The 22,611-nt window shown below is 71.8% G+C and carries 16 protein-coding genes; 5 read left to right on the top strand and 11 right to left on the bottom strand.

Translation table 11 applies throughout. The features are described 5' to 3' along the window. A partial coding sequence (locus tag ACY0I8_RS09040) for an efflux RND transporter permease subunit (protein WP_461394461.1) occupies positions 1 to 2,872 on the top strand: 2,872 nt, incomplete at its 5' end. 358 nt (positions 2,873 to 3,230) lie between these two features. Here ACY0I8_RS09040 and ettA read toward each other — a convergent pair. Then, positions 3,231 to 4,904, bottom strand: a complete 1,674-nt coding sequence (gene ettA / locus ACY0I8_RS09035; RefSeq protein ID WP_461394460.1) for an energy-dependent translational throttle protein EttA — start codon at positions 4,902 to 4,904, stop codon at positions 3,231 to 3,233. 599 nt (positions 4,905 to 5,503) lie between these two features. Here ettA and ACY0I8_RS09030 point away from each other — a divergent pair. Both ACY0I8_RS09030 and ACY0I8_RS09025 read left to right on the top strand, forming a co-directional pair. After that, positions 5,504 to 6,346 (top strand): flavodoxin family protein, encoded by an 843-nt coding sequence (locus ACY0I8_RS09030; RefSeq protein ID WP_459940506.1) that lies wholly within the window; start codon positions 5,504 to 5,506, stop codon positions 6,344 to 6,346. Beyond that, positions 6,331 to 7,080, top strand: coding sequence for an SIR2 family NAD-dependent protein deacylase (locus tag ACY0I8_RS09025; RefSeq protein ID WP_459940507.1), 750 nt, complete (start codon positions 6,331 to 6,333; stop codon positions 7,078 to 7,080). Before ACY0I8_RS09030 ends, ACY0I8_RS09025 begins: the two co-directional genes overlap by 16 nt. Before the next feature lie 46 nt (positions 7,081 to 7,126). Here the strand turns inward: ACY0I8_RS09025 and ACY0I8_RS09020 are convergent, their stop codons facing one another. Beyond that, positions 7,127 to 7,915: a dienelactone hydrolase family protein gene (locus tag ACY0I8_RS09020; RefSeq protein ID WP_459940508.1), complete on the bottom strand. Its 789-nt coding sequence runs from the start codon at positions 7,913 to 7,915 to the stop codon at positions 7,127 to 7,129. 128 nt (positions 7,916 to 8,043) lie between these two features. Between ACY0I8_RS09020 and ACY0I8_RS09015 the strand changes: the two genes are divergently transcribed. Beyond that, positions 8,044 to 8,493 (top strand): putative metalloprotease CJM1_0395 family protein, encoded by a 450-nt coding sequence (locus ACY0I8_RS09015; RefSeq protein ID WP_459940509.1) that lies wholly within the window; start codon positions 8,044 to 8,046, stop codon positions 8,491 to 8,493. 509 nt (positions 8,494 to 9,002) lie between these two features. On the opposite strand, the gene ACY0I8_RS09010 is transcribed toward ACY0I8_RS09015, so the two are convergent. Next, complete coding sequence (locus tag ACY0I8_RS09010) at positions 9,003 to 10,415, bottom strand: M16 family metallopeptidase (RefSeq protein ID WP_459940510.1); 1,413 nt, start codon at positions 10,413 to 10,415, stop codon at positions 9,003 to 9,005. Beyond that, positions 10,412 to 11,941 (bottom strand): M16 family metallopeptidase, encoded by a 1,530-nt coding sequence (locus tag ACY0I8_RS09005; RefSeq protein WP_459940511.1) that lies wholly within the window; start codon positions 11,939 to 11,941, stop codon positions 10,412 to 10,414. The genes ACY0I8_RS09010 and ACY0I8_RS09005 overlap by 4 nt, the downstream gene beginning before the upstream one ends. 256 nt (positions 11,942 to 12,197) lie before the next feature. On the opposite strand from ACY0I8_RS09005, the gene ACY0I8_RS09000 reads away from it, so the two are divergent. Further along, positions 12,198 to 13,913: a DUF6178 family protein gene (locus tag ACY0I8_RS09000; protein ID WP_459940512.1), complete on the top strand. Its 1,716-nt coding sequence runs from the start codon at positions 12,198 to 12,200 to the stop codon at positions 13,911 to 13,913. Here ACY0I8_RS09000 and ACY0I8_RS08995 read toward each other — a convergent pair. From ACY0I8_RS08995 to ACY0I8_RS08965, 7 genes are read right to left on the bottom strand one after another with little or no spacing between them, the layout of a single operon-like run. After that, positions 13,888 to 14,934 carry a chemotaxis protein CheB gene (locus ACY0I8_RS08995; RefSeq protein ID WP_459940513.1) on the bottom strand — a complete coding sequence of 349 codons (1,047 nt, stop codon included), beginning with the start codon at positions 14,932 to 14,934 and terminating at the stop codon, positions 13,888 to 13,890. The genes ACY0I8_RS09000 and ACY0I8_RS08995 overlap by 26 nt on opposite strands. After that, positions 14,931 to 17,048, bottom strand: a complete 2,118-nt coding sequence (locus ACY0I8_RS08990; protein ID WP_461394459.1) for a methyl-accepting chemotaxis protein — start codon at positions 17,046 to 17,048, stop codon at positions 14,931 to 14,933. The genes ACY0I8_RS08995 and ACY0I8_RS08990 overlap by 4 nt, the downstream gene beginning before the upstream one ends. Then, entirely contained in the window at positions 17,045 to 18,451 is a 1,407-nt protein-coding gene (locus tag ACY0I8_RS08985; protein WP_461394458.1) for a methyl-accepting chemotaxis protein, read from the bottom strand. Before ACY0I8_RS08985 ends, ACY0I8_RS08990 begins: the two co-directional genes overlap by 4 nt. After that, a complete protein-coding gene (locus ACY0I8_RS08980) occupies positions 18,438 to 18,908 on the bottom strand; it encodes a chemotaxis protein CheW (RefSeq protein WP_461394457.1) in 471 nt (156 codons plus the stop codon). The genes ACY0I8_RS08985 and ACY0I8_RS08980 overlap by 14 nt, the downstream gene beginning before the upstream one ends. After that, on the bottom strand, positions 18,905 to 19,432 hold the full coding sequence (locus tag ACY0I8_RS08975; RefSeq protein WP_461394456.1) for a chemotaxis protein CheW: 528 nt from the start codon (positions 19,430 to 19,432) through the stop codon (positions 18,905 to 18,907). Before ACY0I8_RS08975 ends, ACY0I8_RS08980 begins: the two co-directional genes overlap by 4 nt. Beyond that, positions 19,425 to 21,473, bottom strand: a complete 2,049-nt coding sequence (locus ACY0I8_RS08970) for a chemotaxis protein CheA (protein ID WP_461394455.1) — start codon at positions 21,471 to 21,473, stop codon at positions 19,425 to 19,427. Before ACY0I8_RS08970 ends, ACY0I8_RS08975 begins: the two co-directional genes overlap by 8 nt. Next, positions 21,470 to 22,432: a DUF4388 domain-containing protein gene (locus tag ACY0I8_RS08965; RefSeq protein ID WP_461394454.1), complete on the bottom strand. Its 963-nt coding sequence runs from the start codon at positions 22,430 to 22,432 to the stop codon at positions 21,470 to 21,472. The genes ACY0I8_RS08970 and ACY0I8_RS08965 overlap by 4 nt, the downstream gene beginning before the upstream one ends. Positions 22,433 to 22,611: the final 179 nt, after the last annotated feature.

Here is a 22,611-nt window from a genome sequence, read left to right as displayed (position 1 = left end):
GGACCGGATCACCTCGATCTCCAAGGACAGCCTGTCGGTGGTGACCTGCACGTTCAAATGGGGCTCGGACCTGGGCGAGGCCGCCAACGACGTGCGCGAAAAGCTCGACATCGCCAAGTTCTACCTGCCCAAGGACATCGAGAACCCCCTCCTGTTCAAGTTCTCGTCGGCCAACTTCCCGATCCTGTTCCTGTCGGTGGAGGCCACCGAGTCGTACCGGGCCCTCTACCAGATCGTGGACAAGCAGATCGCCACGGTGCTGAAGCGCATCCCCGGCGTGGGCGCCGTGATCATCCGGGGCGGGCTCGAGCGGGAGATCCGGGTCGAGGTGGACAACGACCGGCTCGCGGCCTACGGGCTCTCCCTGGACGACCTGGGCCAGGCCCTGGAGCGGGAGAACCTCGACATGCCCGCCGGGGAGGTCAAGATCGGCAAGCGCGCCGTGCCCGTGCGGGTGCCGGGCCGGTTCCGGTCGCCCCGGGAGCTGGCCGCCGTGCCGGTGGCCGTGCGCCAGGGCCGGGTGGTGCACCTGGGGGAGGTGGCCCGGGTGGCCGACGACTTCAAGGAGAAGTACGAGGAGATCTACACCAACGGCCGAACCGGCATCCTCCTGATGATCCAGAAGCAGTCGGGCGCCAACACCGTGAACGTGGTGCGGGAGATCCGGCGCCGGCTTCCGGAGATCGAGCGCAACCTCCCGGCCGACGTGAAGCTCGGCACGATCATGGACTCGGCCGAGGACATCGAGAACATGGTGAACAACCTGAAGTCCAGCCTCTACCTGGGCGGGCTTCTGGTGATCGTGGTCACCTTCGTGTTCCTGCGGCGGCTCCGGCCGAGCCTGGTGGTGGCGCTCACCATCCCGTTCTCGATGATCGTGACGTTTTTCGCCATGTACCTCTTCGGGTTCACCCTGAACCTGATCAGCATCATGAGCCTCACCATCGCCATCGGCATGGTGGTGGACAACGCCATCGTGGTGCTGGAGAACATCACCCGGCACATCGAGGAGGGCGCCCCGAGCCCGGCCACGGCGGCCGTGGACGGGGCGAACGAGGTGGGCCTGGCCGTTTCGGCCTCCACCCTGACCACCATCGCGGTGTTCCTGCCCCTGGTGTTCCTGGGGGGCATCGCCGGGATCCTGTTCAAGCAGCTCGGGTTCCTGGTGACCCTGACCCTCCTGGCGAGCCTTCTGGTGAGCCTCACCCTCACCCCCATGGCCGCGAGCAAGCTTCTGAAACCCCAGGCGACCTACCGGGGCGTGCTCGGGGCCCTGTTCCGGGGCAGCGAGGCGGTGCTGGCCGGGCTCGAGCGCCTGTACGGCGCGGTGCTCGGCTGGATGCTCCGGCACCGGGTCGTGACCCTGGTGCTCGCCGCCGCGGTGCTCGCCGGGGGGTTCGCGGCCGCCCGGCACACGGGCTCGGAGTTCATGCCCCAGACCGACACCGGCGAGATCGAGGTGAACGCGGAACTCCCGGTGGACGTGCGGATCGAGGAGGCCACACGGGTCGTCGAGCGGCTCATGAAGATCTTCTACGAGGAGGTGCCCGAGGTGCGGGCCCTCTACGCCCTCACGGGCCAGAGCCGCCAGGGCATCGCCACGGCCGTGGGGTTCGAGGAGGGGAACCACGTCGTGCGCATCGGGGCGAAGCTGGTGGACAAGGCCGACCGCCAGCGCTCGGTGACCGAGATCGCCGAGGCCCTGCGGCGGCGCTACCGGGAGATCCCCGACATCGAGAAACTGAGCGTGCGCACCGTGGGCGCGGCCCAGAAGATCTTTTTCGGCGGCGGCGCAAAACCCCTGGTGATCGAGGTCCTGGGGAACGACTGGGACCGGCTGCGGGGCGCGGCCGGAGAGATCCTCGACCGCGTCAAGGAGGTGCCGGGGGTGCGGGACGCGGCCTGGTCGCTCAAGCCCTCGAAGACCGAGTGGCTCGTGGAGGTGGACCGGGAGAAGGCGGGCCGGCTGGGCCTGCCGCTCGCCGCGCTGGCCCGGGACGTGCGAACGGCCGTGTTCGGCACCGAGTACACCCAGTTCCGGGACGCCGGCGACGACTACGACATCACGGTGCGCCTCCGGCCCGAGGACCGGGCCGGGCGCTCCGAACTCGAGGACCTGCGGCTCAAGACCATCACCGGCCGGATGGTGCGCTTGAAGGACGTGGCCCGGATCGAGGAGGGGGAGATCCCCCTGCAGATCGACCGGAAGAACCAGCAGCGCCTGATCTCGGTGTCGGCCGACGTGGTGGGCCGGAGCCTCGGCGAGGTCACGGCCGACGTGGAGAAGATCCTGGCCGTCCTCGATCTGCCCGAGGGGATCACCGTGCGGTTCGGCGGGGACGTCAAGGAGAAGGCCGACGCGTTCCGGGACCTCCTCCAACTGCTGGCCCTGGGGATGATCCTCGTGTTCATGGTGATGGCGGCCCAGTTCGAGAGCCTGGTGATCCCGTTCGTGATCTTCTTCTCGGTGCCCTTCGCCCTGACCGGCGCGTTCCTGGGTCTCGCGGCCACCGGCACCCCGCTGTCGCTCATGAGCTTCATCGGGATCATCATGCTGGTGGGGATCGTGGTCAACAACGCCATCGTGCTCATCGACTACGCGATCCAACTGCGGGCCCGGGGCCTGGAACTCAAGGAGGCCCTCCTGCGGGCCGGGCGCACCCGGCTCCGGCCCGTGTTGATGACCACCTTCACCACGGCGTTCGGCATGCTGCCCATGGCCCTGTCGCGCCAGACCGGCCATGAGATGTGGAACCCCCTGGGCATCGCCGTGATCGGCGGGCTGCTGGTGAGCACCCTGGTGACCCTGGGCATCGTGCCGGTGATGGGCTCCCTCCTCATGGGCCGGGCCAAGGTGAGGATGGGCGGCTAAGCGGCTGGGCGGCTGGGCGGTTAGGCGGCTAGAAGGCTGGAGGCTAGGAGGCTAGGAGGCTGGGACGCTAGGAGGCAGAAATCTTTGGCGATTCCAGCACCGCCATCCGTCCCGCCGTCCCCGCCCTCCCTCCGTGTCCTCCGTGCCCTCCGTGGTTTTCCAAGTCACTTCGCTCCACGGTCGACGGTCTCCGGTCCCTTGGCCCAGGCCGCGGCGATTCACCCGGTGGTCGAAAGCGAAAAGTCAGAGGACAGAGGACAGAAGCCTCCTGTCGCCTGTCCACTGACTCCCGACATGGCCGCCGCTTCCACCGTCCCGCCGCCCTCCGTGCCCTCCGTGGTTTTCCTCCCGCCCCGCCCTACCGCACCAGGGGCTTGTAGCGGATGCGGTGGGGCCGGTCGGCCTCGGCCCCGAGCCGGCGGCGGCGGTCGGCCTCGTAGGCCTCGTAGTTCCCCTCGAACCACACGACCCGGCTGTCGCCCTCAAAGGCCAGGATGTGGGTGGCGATCCGGTCCAGGAACCACCGGTCGTGGGACACCACCACGGCGCACCCGGCGAACTCCAGAAGCGCCTCCTCCAGGGACCGCAGGGTGTCCACGTCGAGGTCGTTGGTGGGCTCGTCCAAAAGAATCAGGTTCGCCCCCCGCTTCAGCAACTTCGCCAGGTGCACCCGGTTTCGCTCGCCGCCCGAGAGGTCTCCCACCCGCTTTTGCTGGTCCGCGCCCCGGAACTGGAACGCGGCCACGTAGGCCCGGGACGGCACCCGGCGCTTTCCGAGTTCCACGAACTCCTCTTTCCCGGTGATCTCCTCCCAGACGGTGGCGTTGGGGTCGAGGGCGTCGCGGCTCTGGTCCACGTAGGCCATGACCACGGTCTCCCCGATCCGGAGCGTGCCGGCGTCGGGCCTCTCGGCGCCCGTGAGCATCCGGAGGAGGGTCGTCTTGCCGGCGCCGTTCGGGCCGATCACCCCCACGATGCCCCCCGGGGGGAGCCGGAACGAAAGGTCCTCGAAAAGGAGCCGGTCGCCGTAGGCCTTCCGGAGCCCCTCGGCCTCGATCACCACGTCGCCGAGCCGGGGCCCGGGCGGTATCACGATGGCCCCGGCCTCCACCTTGCCCGCGGTTTCCTGGCGCAGCAGGTCCTCGTAGGCCCGGAGCCGCGCCTTGCCCTTGGCCTGGCGGGCCCGGGGCGCCATGCGGATCCACTCGAGCTCCCTCTCCAGGGTTTTCTGCCGGGCGGCCGACTGCTTCTCCTCCTGGGCCAGCCGCGTTTGCTTTTGCTCGAGCCACGACGAGTAGTTCCCCTCCCAGGGGATGCCCCGGCCCCGGTCGAGCTCCAGGATCCACCCGGCCACGTTGTCGAGGAAGTACCGGTCGTGGGTCACGGCCACCACCGTGCCCGGGTACTCGGCCAGGTGCCGCTCGAGCCAGGCCACCGACTCGGCGTCCAGGTGGTTCGTGGGCTCGTCGAGAAGGAGGAGGTCGGGCTGCTGGAGGAGAAGCCGGCACAGGGCCACCCGCCGACGCTCCCCGCCGGAAAGGGTCTTCACCGGGGTGTCGGGGGGCGGGCACCGCAGGGCGTCCATGGCGATCTCGAGCTTGCGGTCGAGGTCCCAGGCCCCGGCCGCGTCGATCGCGTCCTGCACCCGGGCCTGCTCGGCCAGGAGGGCCTCCATCTCCTCGGGTTCCATGGGCTCGGCGAACCGGGCGTTGATCTCGTCGAACTTCCTCAAGAGCGCCCGGGTCTCGGCCACGGCCTCGTCCACCACCTCGGCCACGGTCTTCCCCGGGTCGAGTTCGGGCTCCTGGGGCAGATACCCCACCCGCACCCCCTCGGCCGGCCAGGCTTCGCCGTCGAACTCGGTGTCGAGCCCCGCCATGATGCGAAGGAGCGTGGATTTCCCCGCCCCGTTGAGGCCCAGCACCCCGATCTTCGCCCCCGGCAGGAACGAGAGCCAGATGTCCTTGAGCACCGTGCGGTTCGGGGGGTAGGTCTTGGTGAGGCCCTTCATCACGTAGACGTACTGCGCCATCTCGGGTTCGCTCCTCCAAGGTCGGGGGGAAAACGGCCGCGGATTGTACCCGGGCTCACGCCGGCGGGCCAGGGAAAATCTTCCCCGGGGCGGGTGACGGACCGCCGGCACCTGTGGTACGGATGTACGCTGCGGCTGGGAAGCCAGGAAGCCAGAAGGCCGAACGGCCCCTTGGCCCCAACGAAGAAGTTCCTGCGACTTCAAAGGTCTTGCCGACGGCGGCTGGGGGCCCGGTTCCGGTCGGGCGCGAGTGCGGCAGCTGGGGAGCGGCGACCGTGTCAGGAATCAGTGGACAGACGACAGAGGGCAGGGGGGTCTCTGACTTCTGAATTCTGGCCCCTGACCCGGCAGCCACTCCCACGGGTCGGCCCGCGCGAATACGCCGGAATCCCGAAGGTTTTTAGCCGCCTGGCTGCCGAGCCGCCCAGCCGCCTAGCCGAAGTGACTTGGAAAAGAACCACGGAGGACACGGAGGACACGGAGGGGGCGGGGACGGTGGGACGGGAGGGAGTGCTGGAATCGACAGAGAGCATTGCGTCCTAGCGTCCGCGCCTCCCGGCGTCCCAGCTTTCCCACCTTTCCCAACGGAGCGTTCCCTCATGAACGTACTCGGTCTGAGCGCCAGCTGCCGCCCCTGGGGAAACACCGACCTTCTCGTGCGCCTCGCCCTGCGGGGGGCCGAGGCCGAGGGGGCCGAGACCCGGTTCCTGCGGATCCCCGACCTCCAACTCGGCCCCTGCCGCGGCTGCATGGCCTGCGTGTTCAAGGACACCGACTGCGTCCAGAAGGACCGGTTCCCCGAGTTCCTGGAGGCCATGCGGTGGGCCGACGCCGTGGTGCTGGGCTCGCCGTGCTACGTGCTCGGGGCCACGGCCCAGGTGAAAAACCTCCACGACCGCATGATCCGGTTCGGGATCCGCCGGGAGTTCCAGGGGAAACCCGGGCTCACCCTCGTGGCCGCCGGCGTGCCGGGCTGGGAGCCCCTGGCGCTCGCCCAGACGAGCCTGTTTTTCCTCTTTCTGGGCATGCCCGTGGTGGACCAGTTCGTGGGCCACGCCCAGGGGCCGGGCGAGATCTTCGACGACGCCCCGGCCTGTGAGCGGGCGCTGGCGGCCGGCCGGGCCCTGGGCCGGGGGGAGACGGCCTACCGGGGGGACCCCGGCGTCTGCCCCGTGTGCCATCTGGACCAGGTGACCACCCGGCCCGACGGGACCGCCTTCTGCCTCCTGTGCGACCTACCCGGGACCTGGGAGCAGGCCGACGGCCGGGTCCGGTTCGTGCCCCGGCCCGGGGCCCCGGCCCGGTGGAGCGACGAGTCCATGCAGCACCACTTCTCGGACCGGATCCTGCCCTCGGGCCCCCGGTTCAAGGGCCGGATCCGGGAGATCAAGGCGAAGGTCGAGGCCTTCCGAAACGGAGGGGAGCCGTGGAAGCAAAGCTAGACGAGGCCGCCCGCCTTCTCGCGGTGCGCCGCCGGGCCGTGGCCCTTACCGGAGCCGGGATCAGCGTGGAGAGCGGGATCCCCGATTTCCGCAGCCGCGGGGGGCTGTGGGAGCGGTTCGACCCGGCCGAATACGCCACGATCCAGGCCTTCCGGGCCAACCCGCCCAAGGTCTGGAAGATGCTGGCCGAGATGGAGTCGGTGCTCGACGCGGCCCGGCCGAACCCGGCCCACGAAACCCTGGCCCGGCTCGAGGAGGCCGGGATCGTCCAGGGGGTGATCACCCAGAACATCGATGGGCTCCACCAGGCGGCCGGAAGCCGCCGGGTGGTGGAGTTCCACGGAAGCCACCGCACCCTGTCGTGCCTGGCCTGCGGGGGGCGGGTGGATCGGGAGGAGGCCCGCCGCCGGGGGGTGCCGCCCGCCTGCGAGTGCGGCAGCGTCCTCAAACCCGACGTGGTCTTTTTCGGCGAGCCCATCCCCGAGGAGGCCCTGCGGGAGGCCTACCGGCTCGCGGCCTCGTGCCGGGTCATGCTGGTCGTGGGCACCTCGGCCGAGGTGGCGCCCGCGAACCAGATGCCCTGGATCGCCAAGCAGGCGGGGGCCGCCGTGATCGAGGTGAACCTCGAGCCCACCCACCTCACCGGCTCGATCACCGACGTGTTCCTCCAGGGCAAGGCCGGCCGGGTGCTCCGGGACCTCGGGGAACGGGTGGCGGCGTACGTGGAGGGGTAGAAGGCTGGGAGTCCCGGGCCCCCTGAGGGGTACCCCCCCTCTCCGTTCACGTCCCTTCCCGGAAGAGCTCGGCCAAGAACAGCTTCATGTGCTCCCAGGAGCGCTTCGCGGAGGGCTCGTGGTACTGGGCGCCGGCGAGCTTCCCCTTGGCCCAGGGGTTCGTAAAGCTATGCTTCGCGCCGCCGTAGAAGATCATCTGCCAGTCGGCTCCGGCCCTGCGCATCTCCTCCTGGAAGGCGCGGATGTCCTCCTCGGGGATGAACGGGTCGTCCGCACCGTGGCACACGAGCACCCGGGGCCCCACCTCCCGGGTGGCCTTCGGGTCGGCCATGCGAAGCCCCCCGTGGAAACTCACCACGCCCCGCACCGGCGCGTTCGCCCGGGCGAGCTCCAGCACCGTGGTTCCCCCGAAGCAGTACCCCACGGCCGCGACCCGGTCCGGGTCCACGAGTTCGTGCTCCCGGAGCACCCGGAGGCCGGCCAGCGCGCGCTCCCGTAAAAGCGCCTGGTCCTTGCGGAACAGCCCCGCCAGGTGCCGGGCCTCGGCCGGGTCGGCGGCCCGCTTTCCCTTGCCGTAGATGTCCGCGGCGAACGCCACGTACCCCAGCCGGGCCAACTGCTCGGTGCGCATCCGGGTGTACTCGTTGAGCCCCCACCATTCGTGGACCACGAGCACCCCCGGCCGTTTGCCGGCGACGGCGTCGTCGTAGGCCAGGTACCCCTCGAGCACGGCGTCGCCGTGCCGGTACTCGACGCTCCGGGTGACGAGGCCGGCGGGGGACGGGGCCGGAACCCCAAGGAGCAACGCGACAAAGATCAAGACCGTCCGAGGCATGGGAACCCTCCGGCAGGGGTGGATCGGGCCAAGAGGCCTCCACCGTACCCCGGCGGGGGTCGGCGTCAAGGCCGGCTCAAGCCCGACCCTTAACCTGCCGATCGGGGTGGCGAGGAGGTGGGGCTGCCGTGCGGGTGGAAGCGGGTGTCTCGATCGCTCACGGGGGGAACGGGGCTCGGGCGAGCCAGGTGTCCGACCCCCAGGTCCGCGCGCTTCTCGCCGAGTTGCGCCGGACCGACCGGGAGGTGCGGGCCCACGAGGCGGCCCATGCTGCCGCGGGCGGGGGGCTCGTGCGGGGCGGGCCCTCGTTCCGGTACCGCATGGGCCCCGACGGCCGGCCCTACGCCGTGGCCGGCGAGGTCCAGATCGACTCCTCCCCGGAACCCGGCGACCCCGAGGCCACAATCGCGAAGATGGAGCGGGTGCGCCGGGCGGCCCTAGCCCCGGCCCGCCCCTCGGCCCAGGACCTCGCGGTGGCCGCCCAGGCCGCCCAGACCGAGGCCCGGGCCCGGGCCGAACTCCTTCGGGCGCCCGACGGGGACCCCACGAAGGGAAACCTCCTGGACGTCAAGGCCTGACCCACCCCGGTTAACAACACCAACGGAAGTGTTGTCAGATCCCCGTGGTTGCTACGGAAACCAGCGGGTGGGGGGCTGGTGGAGAGCCGGGTGCGGCCCCTCACGTCGCCGCGCCCCAGAGGCTTGGACCGACTTGGAAGCTCCCCAGGGCCCCTTCGGGGCCCCACTGCGCAGGACAGCAACGTCCGAGTCAGGGCCTCGGTGTGGGAGCGCCTTCCAAGGCGCGATCCGGGCCGAAGGCCCGAAGGAAAGGGCGTCGCGGCTTGGAAGCCGCTCGCACAGGTTGGCACAGCCGATGACGCTGGAATCGCAAAGTATTTTCGCGTCCTAGCCTCCTAGCCTCCCAGCGTCCCAGCCGAAGTTACTTGGAAAATCCGGAACTTCCGCCGCCGGCGCCCCGACCTGCCGAGCCGGCAACGGCATGCGAAGGCGCGGCGATCAGGTGCCGCACTCGCGCCCGGCCGGAACCAGTCCCCCACCCGCCCCCGGCAACGGTGCTGAAGGCCGTACTATTCCCCCGGCTTCACCACCTCCACCGCCCCCATGCGGCCCCACCGCGGGTCGGCCGGGTCCAGATCCCCCACGAGCACCCAGACGCCCCGGGCCGGATCGAGATGGCTGCGGGCGGCCCGGCGGGCCGCGTCGAGGGTCACGGCCGCGACCTCGTCCGGGTAGCGTTCCCCGAGATCCAGGGGGAGGCCGTCGAGGAGATTCTCCAGGCGGTCGCGCACGAGGTTCGCCGGGTCGTCGTACCGGAACACGTGGCGGGTCACCAGGCTGCGACGGGCCTCCTCCACCTCGGCCGCGGTGATGCCGTCGGCCAGGTTCCGGATCTCGGCCCGCATGAGGTCCACCACCTCCCCCGCGCTCTGGGTTTTCGTGAGCCCGTAGGCCCCCAGCACCCCGAACCGGGGCAGGGCCTGGTAGAAGCTCCCCACGCTGTAGGCCAGCCCCCGGTTGGACCGGATCTCCCGGACGAGCCGGGCCGTGAACCCGCCGGAGCCCAGCACGTGGTCGCACACCTCCAGGGCGGCGAAATCCTCCGACAACCGCGCGGGCCCGATGCGAGCCCAGATCACCGTGGTCTGGGGGAGCGCCTTCGGCACGATCACCACGGTCGGCTGCGGTTCCGCCGGGGGCGTCAGGAGCGGGAACGCGCCTCCCCGGCCGGGAAGCCGGCCGAACCGGGCCGCGAGCCTCTCCCGCAGGTCTTCGGGCTCGAAATCCCCCACCGCGCCCAGGGCCCAGGTTCCCTCCGAGACCAGCCGGCGGTGGATCTCCACGAGGTCGTCCCGGCCGATCCGGCCCACCGTCTCCTCGGTGGGCACCCGGCCCCGGGGGTGGCCCCGGAACAGGGCCCGCCGCATCTCCCGGAAGCCCAGGCTCTGGGGCTCGTCGGCCTCCCGGCGCAGGGCCTCGGCCACCTGGGCCTTGGCCCAATCGACCCGGTCGGCCCGCAGCGCCGGTTCCCAGAGGAGCTTCGCCAAGAGGTCGAGCCCCCGGTCCAGGTCCTCGGGGAGCACGGTCAGGGTGATCCAGCCCTTGTCCCGGCCCAGGTGCACCGAGAGGTCCATGCCCCGGTTCTCGAGGGCCCGGTCGAACGCCTCGGGGTCCAGATCCCCGGCGCCCCCGGTCCGCCAGGCCAGGCTCGCCACCCGGGCGAGCCCCGCGAGCTCGGGCGGGTCGTACACCTCGCCCCCCCGAACGGCCAGATAGAGGCGGATGAGGGGCACGTCGTGGTCCTCCACCCAGAACCACTCGGCCCCCCCGGGGGCGAGCCGGCCGCCTTGGACCTCGATCTCGGGCAACCGGGGCGGGGGATAGACCGCCGTCCGGGGATCCAGGGGCCGGCGCCCGGCGCAGGCGGCGAGGGTCAGGATCCCAACCGCAAGGGCCAGAGCCCGCAAGGACGCGGGCCTCATGGCCGCCCCTCCCGCCCAGGCCGGAGCACCACCACGGTGCGATTTTCGGGCGTGAAGTATCTTCGGGCCACCTGGGCCACCTCCTCGGGGGTGATGGTACCAAGCACCTTGGGGTGCTCCTCGATGTAGCGCCAGTCGCCGGCCACGGCCTCGAAGTAGGCGAGCCTACGGGCGAGCCCGCCGTTCGAGAGGAGGCTTTTCACCCGGTCGGCCTCGAGCCGCCGGAGCACCCGCTCGAGCTCCTCCGGGGTGGGCGGCTCCCGGCCCAGGCGGTCGAGTTCCTCCAGGAGGGCCCGCTCGGCCTCCTCGGGCGCAACCCCCTGGAGCGGGGTCAGGAACACGGCGAAGAGGTTCGGGTACCGGGCGCCCGGAAGCCCGTTGGCGGCGCTCACCGAGGCCGCGATCCGGCGGCGGTCCACGAGCTCGCGCACGAGCCGGGAGCTACGGCCGTCGGTCAACACGGCCTCGATCACGTCGAACACGTAGTCGTCCCGGTGGGGCAGCGTGGGCTTGTGGAACGCCACGGCAAGCCGGGGCTCGGCGTCGAACCACACCTCGGCCCGCCGGGGACCGGCCTGGGCCGGCTCCCGGGTAATCGGCCGGTCGTCCGGCGCCCCCCGGGGCTCCAGGTCGCCGAAGTACCGCTCCACCAGCCGGAAGAACGCCGGCGGATCCACGTCGCCCACGGCCACCACGACGCAGTTGTCCGGACCGTAGTACCGGCGGAAGAACTCCCGGGTCGCCCCGAGGTCCAGGGTTTCCAGGTCCGAGGGCCAGCCGATCACCGGGTCCCGGTAGGGGTGGGCCACGAACGCCGTGGACAGGAGCGCCTCGTAGAGCCGGCCGTCGGGGTCGGAGCCGTAGCGCTGACGGCGCTCCTCGATCACCACCTCGCGTTCCACGTAGTACTCCCGGAGCACCGGGTCGCGCATGCGCTCGGACTCGATGCGGGCCCAGAGCTCCAGGCGGTCCGACGGCAGGCTCACGATGTAGCTCGTGAGATCCGAACTCGTGAACGCGTTGAACCCCACGGCGCCGTTTCGGGTGTAGATGGCGTCGATCTCGTCCTTGACCACGAGTTCCCGGTGCCTCTCCTGAAGGCGGCCGAGTTGCTCCTGAAGGCGCCTCACCTCGGCCGGGTCGGCCCGGCCCCCCTTGCGGCGCTCCCGGTCCAAGGCCCGGCCCACCCGCTCGATCTCTTCCAGGAGCGGCCGCTCCCGGGCCCAGTCCCGGGTGCCCAGGGTGCGGGTGCCCTTGAAGAGCAGGTGCTCCAGGAGATGGGCCATGCCGGTGTGGCCCGAGGGTTCATCGACCCCGCCGACCCGGAAGGTCATCTGCAGGCTCACCACCGGCGCGATGCCCCTCCTAAGGGTGAGCACGGTGAGCCCGTTTGCCAGCCGGTATTCCTGGACCCGGCCCTCGAGGGAGCCGCCGGGGCTCGCCCAGGCCGCCACGGCCCCCAGGAGCCCGAGCCCCACGAGCACCGCTCCGACCCGTGCGGATCGCGCATTTCGTATCCGTTTCACCCTGTTCTCCTCCGATCGCCCCGTGCCGGGACGTCCGCGCTATTCCCGCGGCACTACCGCGCCAGCCGCCAGCCGCCAGCCGCCAGCCGCCAAGCCGCCAAGCCGCCAAGCCGCCAAGCCGCCAAGCCGGCGATGGTATCGGGTTCCCGGGGCCCCGGCAACCGGACCTGGCGGGCCGGCGCGCCGGCGTGCTAGGCTTCTTGCCCTGCGAACCGAACGACCCGACACCGGACACCCCCAGAAAGGGCAGGTTCCGATGACCGACGCGCTCACGCCGGCCGGGCGGGGGGTGGTGGTCGCCACCCCGCTTCGGCGGGAACTCGACGAGATCCTGAGCCTACGGGGCGAGGCCCGGGAGGAGCGGCTGCTGGCGAGCCCGCACCTTCCGGCCGTGGTGGCCCTGATGCCACCCGAGGAACTCTACTTCACCCTCAAAGAGATGGACCCGGACCATGTGCCGCTGGTGCTCGTCCACGCCCGTCCCGAGCAGGTGGAGTTCTTCCTGGACCTGGAACTCTGGAGGGGCGACCGGGTGCGGCCCGCCCGAGTGGGGCCGTGGCTCGAGCTCCTGGCCTCCTGCGGCGAGGCCCCGCTCGGCCGGTGGCTCTCCCAGCTCGACCTGGCGGACCTGACCCTCTACCTCGGGCAGATCCTCCGGGTGGTACGACCCCAGGACCCGGACGACGACCCGTTTCAGGAGGGAAAGGGCCGGGCCCCCATCACGGTGGACGGGTTCTACCACGTGCGCTGCCCCAAGGACCGGGAGGGGCTCGTGCGCTCGCTCCTCCTGGTGCTCCGGGAAAAGGACCCCGACCGCTACCTCCGGCTCATGGAGGCGCTCCACCGGGAGGTGGACTCAGAGCTCGAGGAGCACGTGTACCAGGAGCGGGTCCGACGACTCGCCGTGCGCGGGTTTCCCGAATGGGACGAGGCCATGGAGGTGTACGTGCCCCTGGCGGTCTCGAGCCCGGCAGAGCTGCCCGTGCGCAGCCCGTCTCTCGTCCCCGACCCCGACGGGGAGCCCGAGGCCGCGCCCCGCTACCCCATCGCCGCGCCCTCGGTGGCCCCCGACCTGGTCGTGCGGGCCCTCGCCCGGGTGCGGGACCCCGCCGTGGCCGAATCCATCCAGACCGAGCTCGCCACCCTCACGAACCGGGTGCTGGTGGCCGACCGGCTCGACCTGGACCGGCTGGAGAGTTACGGCCGCGCCCTTTCGAAGGTGGCCGGGTACCTGGCCATCGGGCTCGAGGCCCTGGCCGGACCCGACGAGGAGGCCGCGGCGCGGCTCCTGGAGCGCCACTGGCTCCAACACCTGTTTCGGGCCGGGTGGTCGCGGGTCGCCGAGGCCCGAAACCGGGCCCGCCACGTGTTCCGGAAGGGCTGGCCCGAGGGGCACAAGGAGCGGCTCCTGTTCCTCGACCCCCCCCTCGGCGAGATCCTCGACGGGCTCCTGCGGCCCCATCCCCTCTGGTACCAGGGGGAGGACGCGTCTCCGGCCTACCGGGAGTTCCGAGCCCTGGCCGAGGTGGACCGGGCCGTGCGGGCCGTGGACAAGGCGGAGTTCCTGGGGCGGTTCTTGCTCTCGGTGGTGGACCTCCGGCTCGAGGACTGCAAGAACGCCCTGCGGGACCTGGAACCCGAACTCCTAAAGACCTCTACGGTGTTCCTCACGGCCCTCGTGAACGCGGCGCTCGACCGGGGATTCCGGTTCGCCCCGATCCCCCGGGAGAGGGCCCGGGAGGGGCTCGCCCGGGTCTGGGAAGAGGACCGCCCGCCCCGGAGGGTGAAGCCGTCGCTCGTGGATGCCTCGGTGGAGTGGGTGGCACTCCTGATGCCCCTGGAGGGCACCGACCGGATGTTCCTCGAGGAGTTCGTGCGGGACTGCTTCGGGTTGCTGGAGGAGGAGTTCGGGCACCTGGCGCCCGACGAGGTGCCCGACCCCCGGTTCACGCGGGGACTCTGGATCCGTTGAGCCGCTCCCCGGCCGCCAGGCGGAGCAGCCGCACCGAGATCTCGGGCAGGGGGAGCTCCTCGTCCACGCACCCGGTGGCCGCGGCCTCCCGGGGCATGCCGTGGATGAGGGCGGTGTGGGCCGACTCGGCGATCACCCTGCCCCCGCGGGCCTTCACGGCCCGGACCCCCACGGACCCGTCGCGGCCCATCCCCGTGAGCACCACGGCCGTGAGCCGGGGCCCGAACGCCTCGGCCGCGGTCTCGAACAGCCGGTCCACGCTGGGGCTGTAGAGGCTCCCGGCGGCCTCCTCGAGGCCGAGGCGGACGCCCCCTGGGCCGTCCCGGACCACCATGTGGCGCCCCCCCGGCGCGATCCACACCTCCCCGGGCCGCACCGGCGCCCCGTCGCGGCCCTCGCGCACCGGAAACGGGAGCACCCGGTCGAGCCGCTTGGCGAACGCCGCTGTGAACCCGGCCGGCATATGCTGGGCGATGAGCACCGCGGCCCGGGGCTCCGGGGGCAGGGCCGACAGGAGATACTGGAGCCCCGGCGGCCCCCCCGACGAGGCCCCGATGGCGAGCACCGGGAACCCGTCTTGGTCGGCGGGAGCCGGTTGGGGCGGGGGCCCGGCCGGGTCCGGCTCGGCCCAGAGCCCCAGGGCCCCCCGGGCCTTGGCCCGCACCTCCTCCACGATGGACTCGAGATCCCGGTACGGGTCCTCGGGCTTCGAGATGAACCCGTTGGCCCCGAGCTCCATGGCCCGGTCCACGTTCTCCAGGTCGGCGTAGGCACTCACCACCAGGACGGGCGCCCGGGACCGCTGGCGGAAGAGCCGCAGGAACGTGAACCCGTCCATGACCGGCATGTGGAGATCGAGGGTCACGAGGTCGGGGGGGGCGTGGAGGGCCTTGGCCAGGGCGGTCTGGCCGTTCGTGGCGCCCTCGACCCCGGCCACCCAGGGTTCGCCCTCCAGGGCCTCCCGCAGGAACCGGCGCACGTAGGGGCTATCGTCCACCACCAAGACCCGGGCCGTCTTCATGCCTCGCCTCCGCCCCCCAGGAGGGCCCGGGCTCTCCGGTCGAGCCCCTCGATCTGGGCCTGGAGCTCGCGGATCACCTCCTCCACGCCCTGGACGCCCGCGTCCTGGTCACCCGTGCGGCCGGAGAGCTCCTGCATGTGGGCCAGGATCCGCTCCGTCTCCTCCCGCTCCCGCTCCACGGCTCCGAGGAGGTCCTGGAGGTTTCGGTCGATGGCGGACACGGCGTCCGAGATATAGCGGCTCACCTCGGCCTGCTCGGCCGTGGCGAGTTTCACCTGCTCGGTGAGGTCCCGCATGATCTCGGTGGACTCCCCGACCAGGTCGCCGCTCTTCCGGTGCTCCCGGGCGGCCTGGCGAATGTGCTCCACCATGGCCGCCACCTGCTGCATCGACCCCACCACGCTCTGGCTCCCCCGGGCCTGCTCCTGGGTGGCCGCCAGGATCCGCTGGTTCATCTCGTTGGAGGTGCGGGCGGTTTCCAGGATGTGGCGCAGGGCCTGGCCCGCGGTCTCGGCGAGCTCCACGCTCCGGGCGGTGGCCGACTGGCCCCGGGCCACGGCCTCGTTGGCCGCCTCGGCCTGGTCCTGGATCCGGCGCACGAGCCGGAAGATCTCGCCCGTGCTCGCCGAGGTGCGGTCGGAAAGCCCCTGGATCTCGTGGGCCACCACCGCGAAGCTCTTGCCGTGCTCCCCCGCCTGGGCCGCGATGATCGCGGCATTGAGTGCGAGGAGCTTCGTCTTGTCGTTGATCTCGTTGATGATCTTCACCACCCGGCGGATGGCGCGGCTCGCCTCGGCCAGCTCGCCCATGACCCGGGCCGTGTCCTGGATCACCTCGTAGGAGGCGTGGATGCCCCCCAGGGTGGCTTCCACGGCCCGTGACCCTTCCTCGGCGGCCGCGGCCATCCGCACCCCGAGCTCCGCCGCCTCGCGCGCGCTCTTCTCGATCTGCCGGGTGGAGGCGTCGATCTGGCTCATGGAGGACACCGTGAGCTCGGTCTCCCGGGCGAGCCCCTCCACGTTCTCGGCCACCTCGCCGATGGACTGGACCATCTGGAGCACGCTCGCGGCCGTGGCCGAGACCTGCTGGGCCAGCTGGTCGGCGCTCCCGGCCACCTCGTCGATGCTGGCCGACATCTCCACGAGACTCGTCGAATTGTCGCTCGTGGACGAGGCGATGGCGTCCAGGTGGGCCCGGGTGTCCTCCATGGCCTGGTCGAGGCCCTGCACGGCCGTGAGAATTGCCTCGGCAGCGGCGCGACCCCGCTGGACCCCCTCGCGCACCCGGCTCAGGGCCAGCTGGACCTCCACGCTCCGGTCCCGCAGCATCGACGCAAGGCCCGACACCTCGTCGAGGATCTCCCGCCGGCGGGCGGCCGCCCGCACCAGGGCGCGCTCCACCCGGCCCAGCTCGTCGTCGCGGGTCTCCGACACCTCGTCCAGGGGCTCACCCGCCTCGAACCGCTCCACCGCCTCGGCGAGCCGGGCGAGCCGCCGCGTCACGAGCGTGTGCACGGCGAGGAAGGTTCCGACCAGGACCAGGGCGACCGTGACTCCCCCAGCGCCGAGCACGGTCCACGCCTCCCGCCGGAGCCTTTGGTAGGGGGTTCCGACCGCCGCGTCGAGGAACAGATACCCCAGGACCGCCTCGTCCCCGGGGTGGCACCCGCGGCAGTCGGGTCCGTTGGCGATGGGTCGGAACACACGGGCCACCGGGTGGTCGTCCACGGTGCGGTCGAGGTGCTCGTAGGGAAGGGGCGGCCTTTGGCCGTGACACCCGGCGCACCGGGGCTCTTCGTCGGGGGCCACCCGGTCCGGCAACTCCGGGAAGGAGGCCAGGATGCGGCCGCTCCGGCCGACCACCGCGGCCGACTCGTAGAGCCCGGTGGAGGCCATTGCCCCGAGGGTGTGCCGCAAACCGCCCACGTCCATCTCGGTCAGATGGGACTCCACCGTGGCCGCGAGCCCGTCGGCCAAGGCCCGGCCGTAGTGGACGGCCTCGGCCTCGACCCCGTTGTACCGGTATACCGCGTACCACACGAACGCCGTGCCGCTTCCCAGGAGCAGAACGGCCGCCACGGCCGCGGTGATCCGGAAGCGAAGCCCCAGGGTCATGACGCGTCCCCCTCCCCGGCGAACCGGCGCAGGGGCTCGAGCAACTCCGCCGGATCCGGCAAGCTTCGCTCATGCTCCGCGGCCGCCTCCTCCACGGCGTCCCGGAGCCGCCCGGCCAGGAACGCCCCCTCCTCGCACAGGTCCCGGACCTTGGCGAGGCCCAAAGCGTCCGCATCCTCGGGCACCTCGGGCACGGCCGGGGCGTTCGGGGGCGGCGGCGCCTCCCCGAGCCGTGCCGTGGCCTCCTGCACCCGACGGCGGACGGCCTCGATTCCCGACGCCCACGCGGCCAGGGCCTCTCGGACCTCCCCGAGGCCCCGGACCCATCCGGTAGCGTCGGCCACCGCCTTCGCCAGTCCCTCGACCCCGTCGGCCAGGGCGGTGCGCTCATCGTTCAACAGGCGAACGGCCCGGGCCGACTCGCTCTGGATCGTTTCCACGAGATTTCCGATCTCCTTCGTGGACTCCGCGGTGCGCTCGGCCAGGTCGCGGATCTCGTCGGCCACCACGGCGAACCCCCGGCCGTGCTCCCCGGCCTGGGCGGCCAGGATCGCCGCATTCAGGGCCAGCAGATTCGTCTGCTCGGTCACGTCCTCGATCACCGTGAGGATCGCCCCTACCGACTGGATGCGTTCTCCCAGGGTTCCGATGGCCGAGGTGGCCTCGTCCCACCGCGCCCGCAGCCGCTCGAACCGTTGCACGCAGTCCTCAAGCCCCTGGGCCACGGGTCCCGCGGCCTCGGCCATGGCTTCCAGTTCCGGCACCTGAGTCGCGGGCCAGGAGACGGTTTCCAACAGCCCCAGGGCACCCGCCGCGCCCTCGTGGCAGGCCGAGAGATCCTCCAGGGTCCGGGCCGTCTCCTCCCACTCCCGGGCAGCCGTCCCCATGCGGCCCACCCATTCGGCAAGCGCCTCGGCCAGGTCCTCGATCCCCCTTCGTTGCTCCTCGGCGTGGGCCAGGACGTCGGAGATCACGGGGTCGAGGAGCCGGCACGGGTTCTCCGCCGGCTGCGCCGGCGCCGCCTGGCCGAGCACCTGCCGAACGGCGGCGCGGATCTCCGAGAGTTCGGCCTCGGCGGCCTGCCGGGCCGCGACCGCCTCGGCCTCGGCAACTGCGGCCCGGGCCTCGGCCTCGGCCCGGGCCCGACGGGCCTCCTCGAGCTCGTCCACCAACGCCGCGAGCCAAGCCGGCCGGGGTCGGTCGGGGTCGCGCACCGCGGCCTCGAGCTCGCGCTCCCGATGCGCCCACGCCTCGCGCACGGTGCGCCCTCCCAGCACCCCGAGCCCCACCCCTGCGGCCGCCGCCGCGGCGAGCGCCCAGGTCCCGAACGCGAGCCCCGCTCCGGCCGAGGCGCCGGCCAGAACGCCGGCCGCGGCCCACCATTTGGCATCAGAGCGGTCCATGCACCACCTCCTCGCTCGCCGGGCCGGGCAGCACCGCGCCCGCCCGGATCACCAACACGACGTCCTCGGCCGCGTCCCGCCGCCGGAACATGGCCACCACGAGCCCCTGGGACGGGTCTTCCACCCCGGGGATCGGCTCCAAACCCTCCGGCGGCACGGTCTCCACCTCGCCCAGCCGGTCCACCCCCACGGCAAAGGTGCGTCCCCGGCACCGCAACACCAGGAGTTTCGCCTCGTCGGTCTCCGCCGGGGACCCGGGCTCGCCGAGGATCCGGTGCAGGTCGGCCACGGGCACGAGCTCCCCCCGCAGGTTGAACACCCCCCGGAGCTCGGGCGGGGACCCCGGCACCAGCACCAGGGGCCGGGGCGTCAGGATCTCGCGCACGACCCGGATGTCGAAGGCGAACCGGCGTCCTCCGACCTCGACGCACAGAAACTGAAACGCGCCTTCGGTCATCCGGCCTCCTCCACCCGAAACGCGCAGAGCCCCTCGGGCGAAAGGATCCCCAGGGTCCGCCCCTCGCGATCCCTCGCCATGCCCGTGAGGAACGGGTCGTCCTCCATCTGCCGGACCTCTGCCGGGTCGAACCGGACCACCCCCACGACCCGGTCCACCCGAAACCCCATCGCCTCGTCCCCGTCCCGAAGCACCACGATCCGCTCCCCGGGGGCCTCTCCCCCCGGCTCGATCCCGATCCGGGCCGACAGGTCCACCACCGGCAGCATCGACCCGCGCAGGCTCGCGATGCCCAGGACCCATGGGGGGGTCCGGGGAACCGGGGTCACGGTCCGGGGCCGAAGGATCTCCGCCACCGCTCCCACGGGGAAGCCGTAGCGCTCTCCCGCCGACTCCACCTCGAGGAACTCGAGCCGGTCCGCCGGCCGCGCCTCCGGCCCCCCCGCCTCGGACGCCGCGTCGGCGTCCAGGGCGGCCCGAAGCCGCTCCCGCCACCGGACCAGCGCGTCGTCCGCCTCAGGCATGGGCCGCAGCCTCCTTCACCAGGGACGCGACGTCGGCCACCAGGATGGGCCTTTGGTCGCCCAGATCCGTGGCGCCCGCGATCCCGGGCACCCCCTTGAGCCGGGACCCGAGGCTTTTGATCACCACGTCCTGCTGCACCAACAGCTCGTCCACGGCGAACGCCATCCGCTTCTCCGCCACGCCGACCACCACCGCGTACCCCCCCTCGGGCGTCCCGTCCCCCGGCATGCCCAGGGCCCGGTCCAGGCGCGCGAGGGGGAGCGTGTCGGCCCGCAGCCGCAGCACGGGCCGGCCCTCGATCCGGTCCGTCTCGGCCTCCTCAAGCGACACGGTCTCGAGCACGCTGTTCAGGGGCACCGCGAGCCGGGCGTCCCCCGTGCGCACGATCAGGGCTTGGATGATGGCCATCGTGATGGGGAGCACCACGGTGACCGTGGTGCCCCGCCCTTCTTGGCTTGCCAGTTCGATCATGCCGGACAGCCGGGCGATGTTCTTCCGAAGCACGTCCATGCCCACCCCCCGGCCCGAGATCTCGGTGGCCTGGTCCTTGGTGGAAAACCCGGGCTGGAACAGCAGATCGAACACCTCCTTGTCCGTGAGCTCGGCCCCGGGCTCCACCAGGCCCCGTTCCACCGCCTTCCGGAGCACCCGATCCCGGGAGATGCCGGCCCCGTCGTCGGCCACCTCGATCACCACGTGGTTCCCCCTCTGGTACGCAGCGAGCTCGATCCGGCCCCTGCGGGGTTTGCCCTTGGCCTCGCGCTCCTCGGGGGGTTCGATGCCGTGGTCCACGGCGTTTCGGATCACGTGGATCAGGGGGTCGCTGAGCTCCTCGGCGATCAGCTTGTCGATCTCGGTGTCGGCGCCCCGGATCTCCAGGTCCACCTCCTTGTCGATGGTGCGCAGGATCTTGTGGAGGGTGCGCTGGAGCTTGGAGAAGAGCTGCCCCAGGGGCACCATCCTCACCTCCATCACGGCCTCCCGGAGCTCGGCGAGCCGCCGGTCCAGGGCCTTCTGGGCCTTGGCCAGCTCGAGCACCTCCCCGGTGAGGCTCTGCTCCTGCCGGAGCCGGTCCACGACGAGGTGGATGTGGCTGCGGGTGACCACGAGTTCCCCCACCAGGTTCATGAGGGCGTCGAGCTTGGCGAGGTCCACCCGGATCGACTGGCTCAGGCTCCGAAGCCCTTCCCCCCCGGCCGTGTCGGGCCGACCGGCGGAGACCGGCTCGGGGGCCACGGCCTCCTGCGGCGGTGGGGGAGGCGGCTCCGGCGCCGCGGGGCCGGGCGCCGCCTTCGGCGGCCCGATCACCTCCAGTTCGGCCCCGTGGAGGGCCACCGCGCTCCGGGCGGCCTCCACCTCGGCCTTGATCCCCACGAGGAGCTGAAACTCCATGCGGTCGGGGGAGGCGTCGCCGGCCCCCGGCAGGGTCGAGATGATCTCCCCGAGCTCCTTGAGCGTGGCGTTCAGGGCCTCGAGGTCGGTGTCGAAGGTTTCGAACGGAAACGCCACGCGCACCCGGACCAGGGTGCGCTTGGGGTTCTTTAGGGTGGCTTCGAGGCGGTGCCGCTCGTACTCGGTGAGCACCGCGAGGACGTCTTCGCCGAGCCCCAACTCGGCCAGCTCATCCTGGGGTTCGGCCGCTTCCCCCTCCGCCGCCCGGATCAGCCGCTCCACGAACCCCGGCACCGTGGGATCCTCGGGCTCCCCACCGCCGGCCAGCCGGCCGCACAGGGTCTTGAGGAGATCGAGGCCCTCGTAGAGGAGATCCATGACCGGCCGGGAGCACCCCACCCGCCCCATGCGGATCGCGTCGAGGAGGGTCTCGGTCTTGTGGGCCACCTCGGTGATCTGGGAGAACCCGCACATGGCCGAGATGCCCTTGAGGCTGTGGGCCCCCCGGAAGATGCTGTTGACCACCTCGGGGTCGGGTTCGTCCCCCTCGGCGGTCTGCTCCAGCGAGGCGAGGTCGTCCTCGAGGCGCTCCAGGATGTCCTCGGCCTCGGCCAAGAACTCCTGGACACTCGCGTCGGCCGCGCTCACGCCTCGGCCTCCCGGTCGCAGGGGGGCCCGCCCGCCGAGGCCTGCTCCATCGCCCGTTGGAGCTGGAGCAGGAACACGTCGAGGTGCGCCTCGGCGTGGGGCCCCGCCAGGTCGGCAGGGCGGGGCGCCGGCACGTAGGCGTCGGCCCCGGCCTCGCGCGCCCGGGACCGCACGGCGGGCTCCCGGGACTCGCCCACGGCCACCAGGGCCGCCGCCGGCCGCACCGCCCGGATCGCCTCGAGCCGGGCCCAGTCGGCCTCGGAGGGCTCGGCCGGCAACCCGGTCACGATCCAGGGCGAAGGCGCGCGAACCGGCCAGTCTCCCAACACTGCGCCGAGTCGCTCGGGGTTCGGCACCAGGACGACCTCCTGGCCCTTCCGCCGGAACAGATCGGCACAGGCGTCCCGGAGGCTCTCGGTGCCCAGATCCACGACCACTTTGGGCAGGCCCAGTTCGTCGTCGTCCGCCAGCCCCTCCTCCGCCAGGAACCCGGCCTGCAGCCCCACCTCCAGGATGAACGCCGACGGGTTCAGGGAGAACCGGTCCATCACCTCGTCCGGGGCCCCGAACTCGAACCGGAACCGGCCCCCGGGCCAGCGCAGCACGTCGAACACGATCTCCCGGAACTGCCGGGCCAGCACCTCCTGGATCGTCTCCGGGGCCACCCCGAACTCCTCGCACAGGAGCGTTCCGAGCCGCCGATCCTCCCCGGTGGCCCGCTGGAGCGTCAGCGCCCGTTGAAGGTCGGGGGGACTCAACGCCCCCGCGCGCACGAGGAGTTCCCCGAGCTCCGGGTGGCGCTGGTTCGACTCGGCGCGGATCAAGCGGCCCTCCCGGAACACGAGGCGGGCGACCCGGTCCTCGTGCTGGATCTCCAACACCCCCGACTTCTTGGAACTGCCCACCACCTGGAGCAGGTGGGCGAGATCCCGGTAGCTCAGCGTCCCTTCCAGCGGCATGACGGTCCTCTCCCCGAAAACGAGCGCTCGGGGTATCGGATCGGCGCGGAGGGCCCCGGGCTTTAGCCGCGCCGTCTCCCACACCGTTCCACGTCAGGACGGCCATTCTCCGGTCGACGCTAGAGGAATACCTACGGAGATCGCCGCAGGCTTAGTGCAATTTTTCACCAAATGTTTCT

Source organism: Deferrisoma sp., assembly GCF_054681715.1.
Note: the sequence above shows the minus strand (reverse complement) of the source record. Positions and strands in the feature narration are given on the sequence as shown.